This is a genomic window from Arthrospira sp. PCC 8006 (assembly GCF_046480465.1).
Lineage (GTDB): Bacteria > Cyanobacteriota > Cyanobacteriia > Cyanobacteriales > Microcoleaceae > Limnospira > Limnospira platensis.
In genome coordinates this window covers 1-7,733 of record NZ_PKGG01000234.1, presented here as the reverse complement: position 1 = coordinate 7,733, position 7,733 = coordinate 1, and the positions used below count along the sequence as shown (strand labels likewise).

Below are 7,733 nucleotides of genomic sequence, written 5' to 3'. Positions count from 1 at the left end.
ATTGATGGCTGACGCACCCTACAGGTGAATGTATGCACATAATGGCGTTTTTGTCAAGAGGTACAAAAAAAGCGATCGCTTATTACTCGAAAACTCGTGCATCGTGAATTTAATATTTTGCTGAGAGAATAATTTATCTGGCGATATAATCGTGGTTGTAGCCTTTATTTTTGCATAATGACAGAGTAAGCCCTTGGTATCTATTTCTGATATGATACCATAACCCCTATAATCTCGTCAACTTTTTGCGAGGGATTTTCAATAAAAATGTATTAATTCTTAACGTTATTTGGAAATTCCAATCGATGGGGCTGTATAAATTAGTAAAGTTTATGTGATGGTGGGTTTTGGGGGGATGGATTGTTGATGAAAAAAAAGGCTATCCTGAAAGTGGATAGCCTGTGAATTATGAAGGAAAAATGGGGTTAAAAATGAGGCTTAGGCGATCGCAGCCATTTTGACATCGCTAGAAGCTAATAACTCCTGCAACTCCTCAGAATCAACGGTTTCTTTCTCGATGAGCATTTCTGCCAAACTATCGAGAACAGGGCGATTTTCTTCGAGGACTTGACGAGCGCGTTTATAAGCCTCATCAACCAAAGCGCGGACTTCTTCATCAATAGCGGATGCGGTTTCCTCAGAGAAATCACGCTCCGACATAATATCGCGACCGAGGAAAACATTACCCTGCTGACGACCGAGAGCCACCGGACCAAGGCGATCGCTCATACCAAAGCGGGTAATCATTTGACGGGCTACCCGTGTGACCTGCTGGAGGTCATTAGAAGCACCTGTAGTCACTTCTTCCTCACCAAAGACAATCTCTTCGGCTAAACGACCACCGAGGGCGACAGCCATTTGATTTTGCAGGTAAGAACGACTATATAAACCCGAGTCCATGCGATCTTCACTAGGCATAAACCAGGTTAATCCACCAGCGCGACCACGAGGAATAATACTGATTTTCTGAACTGGGTCATAGTCAGGCATCAACGCCCCAACTAAGGCGTGACCAGCTTCGTGGTAAGCCACTAGGGTTTTGCGTTTTTCGCTCATCACCCGATCTTTCTTCTCAGGACCTGCTAAGACGCGATCAATGGCATCATTAACCTCATCCATAGAGATTTCCGTGAGGTTGCGCCGGGCGGCTAAAATGGCTGCCTCGTTTAACAGGTTAGATAAATCAGCCCCAGTAAAACCAGGAGTCCGACGGGCGATTTTATCGAGATCTACATCCTTACCAAGGGTTTTACCTCTGGCGTGGACTTGCAGAATTTCCGAACGACCAGAATAGTCGGGGCGATCGACTACTACTTGGCGATCGAACCTTCCCGGACGCATTAGGGCTGCGTCTAGTACATCAGGACGGTTAGTAGCAGCAATAATAATAATGCCTGTATTCCCTTCAAAACCATCCATTTCGGTCAGTAACTGGTTAAGGGTTTGTTCCCGTTCATCGTTACCACCGCCAAGACCTGCACCCCGTTGGCGACCAACTGCATCAATTTCATCAATGAATACGATACAGGGAGCGTTGGCTTTGGCTTGCTCGAATAAGTCCCGGACGCGGGAAGCACCCACACCGACAAACATCTCCACGAATTCTGAACCGGAAATGCTGAAAAAGGGAACTCCGGCTTCCCCGGCTACGGCTTTGGCGAGGAGGGTTTTTCCGGTTCCCGGAGGTCCTACCAATAGCACGCCTTTGGGAATTTTCGCACCAATGGCGGTGAAGCGATCGGCGTTTTTGAGGAAGTCTACTACTTCGCTCAATTCCAGTTTGGCTTGCTCAATACCCGCTACATCTCCAAAGGTAACTTGGGTTTGGGGTTCCATTTGGACTCTGGCTTTGGATTTACCAAAGTTCATGGCTTGGCTACCTGGTCCGTTTTGAGCGCGACGCAATAGGAAGAACAAGCCCACTAGGAGCAAAATCGGGAAGAACAGGCTACTTAATGCTCTGAACCAAAGTCCTTCCTCCGTTTGGGGTTGTACCGCAATGTCAACATTGTTTTCACTCAGAATGTTGATCAGGTCTGGATCATTGGGTAGATTTACTAGGATTTTCGAGCCATCCTGGGCTGTAATTAGGGCTTTAGTGCGATCGGCACTAATACTGACTCGTTCAACCCGGTTCTGTTGGACTTCCTGGACAAAGGTGCTATATTTCCAGGTTTCCCGGCTTTGGGGTTGTTTGTCAAACAATGTCGTTGCTAAGGCGATGACGACAATAGCCAGCATTGCATATAAGACCGCGTTTCTCCACCGTTTATTCACGGGGGTCTATCCTCCTACTGATTTTTTTTCGATCCCAGATTCTCTGGTATCTTTGATATTATGTTTACCAATCTTAACGTATTTTTCAGAAATACGGGGTCTGGGAACAGATTAACTCTATTGGACTCTTATTGAACTGTATAGTTGGACTCGCATTGCTGAACTCATGGGGAATTTTGCCAATCTAACAGCTAGTTCTGAGGTTTTGCGACTCAATGACCAGGCAGGAGATTGTCTGGCTCGCGGGCGTTTCTCTGAGGCGATCGCAGCTTGTCATCAGGCTATCAAAACCCAGCCCCACCATTTTGGAGCTTATCATATCCTTGGTCAAGTCTTGCAGGCACAGCATAAAGCCTCAGCCGCCACTAGGGCTTATCGCATCGCCCTAGAACTTAATCCTGATTGTACTACTGCTCAACAGGGTTTATCCCAAATTATGGCTGCATCTGAGGAGGATTTGTCGTTTCCCCCTGGGGATTATGTCTCCTCTGGGTTGAGGAAAATTAAATGCGATCGCTATTTCCCCAATTTAGTTGTTGATAACATTAGTTCTAAGTGGCAATATAACCGCCGAGAAATTCCCCATAATCGCTACGTTGATCAACAATTCCCTACGGTGGGATTTATTACCAGAGATGAAGCCCATATTCTATATAATACCGCCTTGCAATTCGCTGGTAAACCGGCTTTAGAAATTGGTTGTTGGTTGGGTTGGTCAACCTGTCATCTCGCTTTAGGTGGGGTGATTCTCGATGTCATTGACCCCGGTCTGGCTAATCCGGTTTTTTCCAGTCGCGTGCGCTCTTCTTTACAAAAGGCTGGCGTGATAGAAAGGGTTGAGTTAATTGCGGGTTATAGTCCGGCTAAGGTTGCCGAAATTGCTCGGAGTTGTCATCGTCGCTGGTCTCTCATTTTTATTGATGGCAACCATGAAGCACCAGGACCGTTTTTAGATGCTCAAATTTGTGAACAGGTAGCGGCGGATGATGCTTTGATTTTGTTTCATGATTTGGTGTCTCCTGATGTGTTTGCTGGGTGGAATTATTTTCGCGATCGCCGTTGGAATGTCGCCATTTATCAAACTAAACAAATCATGGGGGTGGCTTGGCGTGGAGACGTTCAACCTATTGCTCATCAGCCAGACCCATCTGTTAATTGGACTCTTCCCAGTCATTTACAATGGGAATGGATTTTTAATAATCATTTTCGGCAGTTTTACTATCCAATTATTGATGAGTTGGTCGCCGCCAATCCTGGACAAATGACCGGAGAAGAATATCGCTATATTGCTGATATTATTCATCCTCAGACTCCCGGAAATTTGCTAGTTTTTGGCGTGGGTAAAGATAGCGGTTTATGGATGGATATTAACCCCCACGGTAAAACGGTATTTTTGGAAGATAACCCCCAGTGGTTAACTCAGGTGAAAAAGAGCTATCCCCATTTAGAAGCCTATCATGTGGATTACCAAACTCGGCGACAAAATTGGGCAGAATTGTTGATGAAATTTGAACAGGGGGAGAATTGTTTATCCTTGGATTTACCTCATTGGATTTATGATATATCCTGGGATTGGATTTTAGTTGATGGTCCGGCGGGATATACACCCGAAACACCAGGGAGAATGAAAAGTATATATTTGGCTTCCCAATTGGCTATCAAATCTGGTGATACTGATGTGTTTGTTCATGATTGCGATCGCACCGTTGAAATAGCCTATACTAGCTATTTCTTTAAGCCCAATCATTTGGTTAAGCAAATTAGCAGATTAAATCATTATCGGGTTTCTCCCGGTCATTAATTAAAAGTGATTTGGGCGGTTATCTGGTCTTTAGAAATTACGGATTTATGAAAATTTTACACATTTTACAAGGATTTTCTCTAGGAGGTGCATCACGGTCTGTAGTAGCGATCGCTAAAGATGCTACCCTCAAACAATTGGATCAGGTTCATTGTGCTATTTCTTTGACTCCCGCGCATCCCCAAGCAGTCAAATTAGCCGAAATGGCTGGTTTACAGGTAATTCAACAACCGAATTTACAGGCAATTTATAGGGAGATTACACGGGCGGATATTGTTCATATTCACTTCTGGAATACTCCCGAACTTTATGAGTTATTACAGTTAAATTTGCCTCCTATGCGGTTGCTAGTGTGGCTGAAAGTAGTAGGCGATCGCTCTCCCCATATTGTCACATCGGAATTAGTTGATTATGCAGATATTTTGTTAGCCACAACTCCCTATAGTTTAGAGATACCCGCCATTAAATCCCGTAGTGATTTATTCACCAATAATCAAATTGGAGTAGTGCCAGGAATTGCTGATTTTAGCCGTTTAGAATCTTTAAATAATCGCCCTCACCCAGGTTTTAATGTCGGTTATATTGGCACAGTTGATTTCTCCAAACTCTATCAAAATTATATCCCCATGAGTGCCGGGGTGCAAGTTCCTGATATTCGTTTTATTGTCTGTGGGGGAGGAATTGAAAATAGCCTTAAACAACAGGCGGAAAGTTTAGGAGTTGCCGAAAACTTTGAGTTTCGAGGCTATGTTGAAGATATTAAATCCGTCTTAGAAATCCTCGATGTGTTTGGCTATCCTTTAGTTGAGGATACCTATGCAACTAGCGAAAAAAGTCTACAGGAAGCTATGTATGCAGGGATAACTCCGGTAGTTTTTCCCCATGGAGGAATTAAGGGGTTAGTTATTAATAATCAAACCGGATTAGTCGTTAACAGTGAGAGGGAATATCAGCAGGCGATCGCATATTTATATCATCATCCCCAGGAGAGATTGAGATTAGGAAATAATGCCCGAAATTATGCCCAACAATATTTTAATCCCCAGGTTTCTATTGATAAAATTCATCAAACTTATCATCAGTTAATGAAGTTTCCTAAACGGGAACGCCGTTTAACTACCGGAAACCCCCAAACAGGTGCAGCATTATTGGTGCAGAGTTTAGGAGATATTGACCCTCAATTTAAAGTTAGTTTAACATCTAATCATCTCTCCGAACAGTTAGAAAGCGATCGCCAAATTTCGACAGCTTCTCCCGGACTGTGTAACCCCGGTGGTGGTGGTTTATTTCACTACCGCAATTGTTATCCTCAAGATGGATATTTGCGCTTCTGGTCAGCATTAGTTTTGCAAAAACAGGGACGACATCAGGAAGCAGTTAACGAGTTTTACCAAGCATGGCAAAATGGTTGTAATATTGGGCGAGTCCTGTGGTATTTAGCCAATTCTGCCGAACAAATCGGTAATCATAATTTAGCGCAACAAGCCATTAACCGAGTCCTAGAGTTAATCCCTAATTTTACCCCCGCCGCAGACATGAAAAAGCGGATTAACTCATTATCAACACCAGCTACAAAATCTTCAGTTAATCACGCGCAACTAAATTTACAGCGTCAGTTTTGGAATGTTGATTCTATCCAAGATGCCATGTTTGCGCGAGTGTTGACATATCCAGGAATTGAGAAATTATCACCAGCCGAAAGACAGCAAGTTTGGGAACAGTCAATTTATCGAACTACTCAACAAATTCTTCAAGGTCTCCCTAGTCAACCCCATTGGAAAGTCTTAGAAATTGGTTGTGGTGTCGGTCGTTTAATTAAGCCTTTACGGGAAAGATTTAACCGAGTCGATGGGGTGGATATTTCGGAAAATATGATTGAGTTTGCTAAACAATACTTAGCTGATGGTCAATCTAATGGTGAATTATATGTCAATAATGGATCTGATTTACAAGATTTACCAGGTGAATTTTACGACTTAGTTTATTCTACCATTGTTTTTCAACATATCCGATCGCTATCTGTGGTTAAAAGCTATTTTAGCGAAATCTTTAGGGTATTAAAGCCAGGGGGATACTTCCGCATTCAAGTTCACGATCGCAGTGCGGAAAATTTAGGTGATTTTGATGAAGAAGGCGCAGAAAATCAGCAATATTATTTATACGGAAACGCCTACACTGATACACAACTCAGGGATTTATTAATCGCCGCCGGCTTTAATTTAGTTTCCCTTGAATGCGCTAAACCTTGGATTTGGTCAACGGTTCAGCGACCAGAAACGAGGTTAACATCACTCAAAGTTTCCGCCATTATTTCCACCTATAACTCCGCCAAATTTATAGAGGGATGTTTGCAGGATTTGGTCAATCAAACATTATACCATAAACAGCAGCTAGAAATTATTGTTATTGATAGCAACTCCCAGGAAAACGAAGCAGAAATAGTAGCCAATTTTCAAGCTAAATATCCCCAAATTATCTACCATCGCACCGAACACCGAGAAACCCTTTATGCCGCCTGGAATCGAGCCATAGAACTCGCCAAAGGGGAATATATAACTAATGCTAACACTGATGATAGACACCGTTTCGATGCTTTAGAATTAATGGCTAATTATTTAGACCAGCATTCAGATATTGCCGTTGTTTATGGCGATCAACTTATCACCCACAACCCCAACGAAACCTTTGCTAATACCCAAGCTAACCAACGCTGGAACTGGCCAGATTTTAGTTATCAAGAATTAGAGCGCCGCTGCTGTCTCGGTTCTCAACCTATGTGGCGCAAATCTATCCATCAAAAATATGGCGATTTTAACCCGGAATTTACAGTAGCGGGAGATTATGAGTTTTGGCTGAGAATTGGCAAAACTGAAAAGATAGCTAAAATACCCGAAATTTTGGGGTTATATTTTCAGAACGATCGCGGTTTAGAAAATGCCGATCGCACGGCGGAATTGGAACTCAATAAAATTTTAAATCAATATGGTATTATTCAGCGAGTTATCCAGCGGAAAACTTCTATACCAGTGTCTTACAGTCAAAGTTTTAACCCAGACCAACCCCTGGTTTCTGTAATCATCCCTTGCTATAACCAGGGTCAATATTTGGATGAAGCGATCGCCAGTGKTGTGGCTCAAACTTATTCTAATTGGGAATGTTGGATCATCAATGATGGTAGTCAAGATCAGACAAATGCGGTAGTTAAACGGTGGCTGGAAAAATATGGCGATCGCCAATTTAACTTAATAGAAACCCCAAATCGAGGAGTTGTCAGCGCCAGAAATCTGGGATTGTCAAAAAGTCGGGGAGAATTGATTTTATGTGTAGACGCAGATGATAAAATTCATCCCGAATTTATCGCAGAAGCCTGTCAAATCTTGTCTAAATATCCTCAAGTTGGCTTTGTCTATAGCGACATTCAACACTTTGGGGAAAATCACGAAACCGTCAGCCATGGAGATTTTGACCTGCGCTCATTCTTGCAGCAAAATCAAGCACCAGTAACCTCTTTATTTAGATCCGAAATTTATCGGCAAATTGGAGGGTTTAAAACTCTCATGGAGGCGGGATGGGAAGATTGGGAATGTTGGATTTCGGCTTGTGAAAGTGGATGGTTGGGATACCGTTTACCAAAACCCTATCTTTTCTACCGTCA

3 protein-coding genes are annotated in these 7,733 nt (G+C 43.0%); 2 read left to right on the top strand and 1 reads right to left on the bottom strand.

The features are described from left to right. Positions 1-438 precede the first annotated feature (438 nt). Positions 439-2,241 carry an ATP-dependent zinc metalloprotease FtsH3 gene (ftsH3, locus tag B9T16_RS23340; protein ID WP_410245893.1) on the bottom strand — a complete coding sequence of 601 codons (1,803 nt, stop codon included), beginning with the start codon at positions 2,239-2,241 and terminating at the stop codon, positions 439-441. Between the two features lie 202 nt (positions 2,242-2,443). Here ftsH3 and B9T16_RS23335 point away from each other — a divergent pair, with 202 nt between their 5' ends. After that, entirely contained in the window at positions 2,444-4,078 is a 1,635-nt protein-coding gene (locus B9T16_RS23335; protein ID WP_410245892.1) for a class I SAM-dependent methyltransferase, read from the top strand. Between the two features lie 47 nt (positions 4,079-4,125). After that, a partial coding sequence (locus B9T16_RS23330; protein WP_410245891.1) for a glycosyltransferase occupies positions 4,126-7,733 on the top strand: 3,608 nt, incomplete at its 3' end.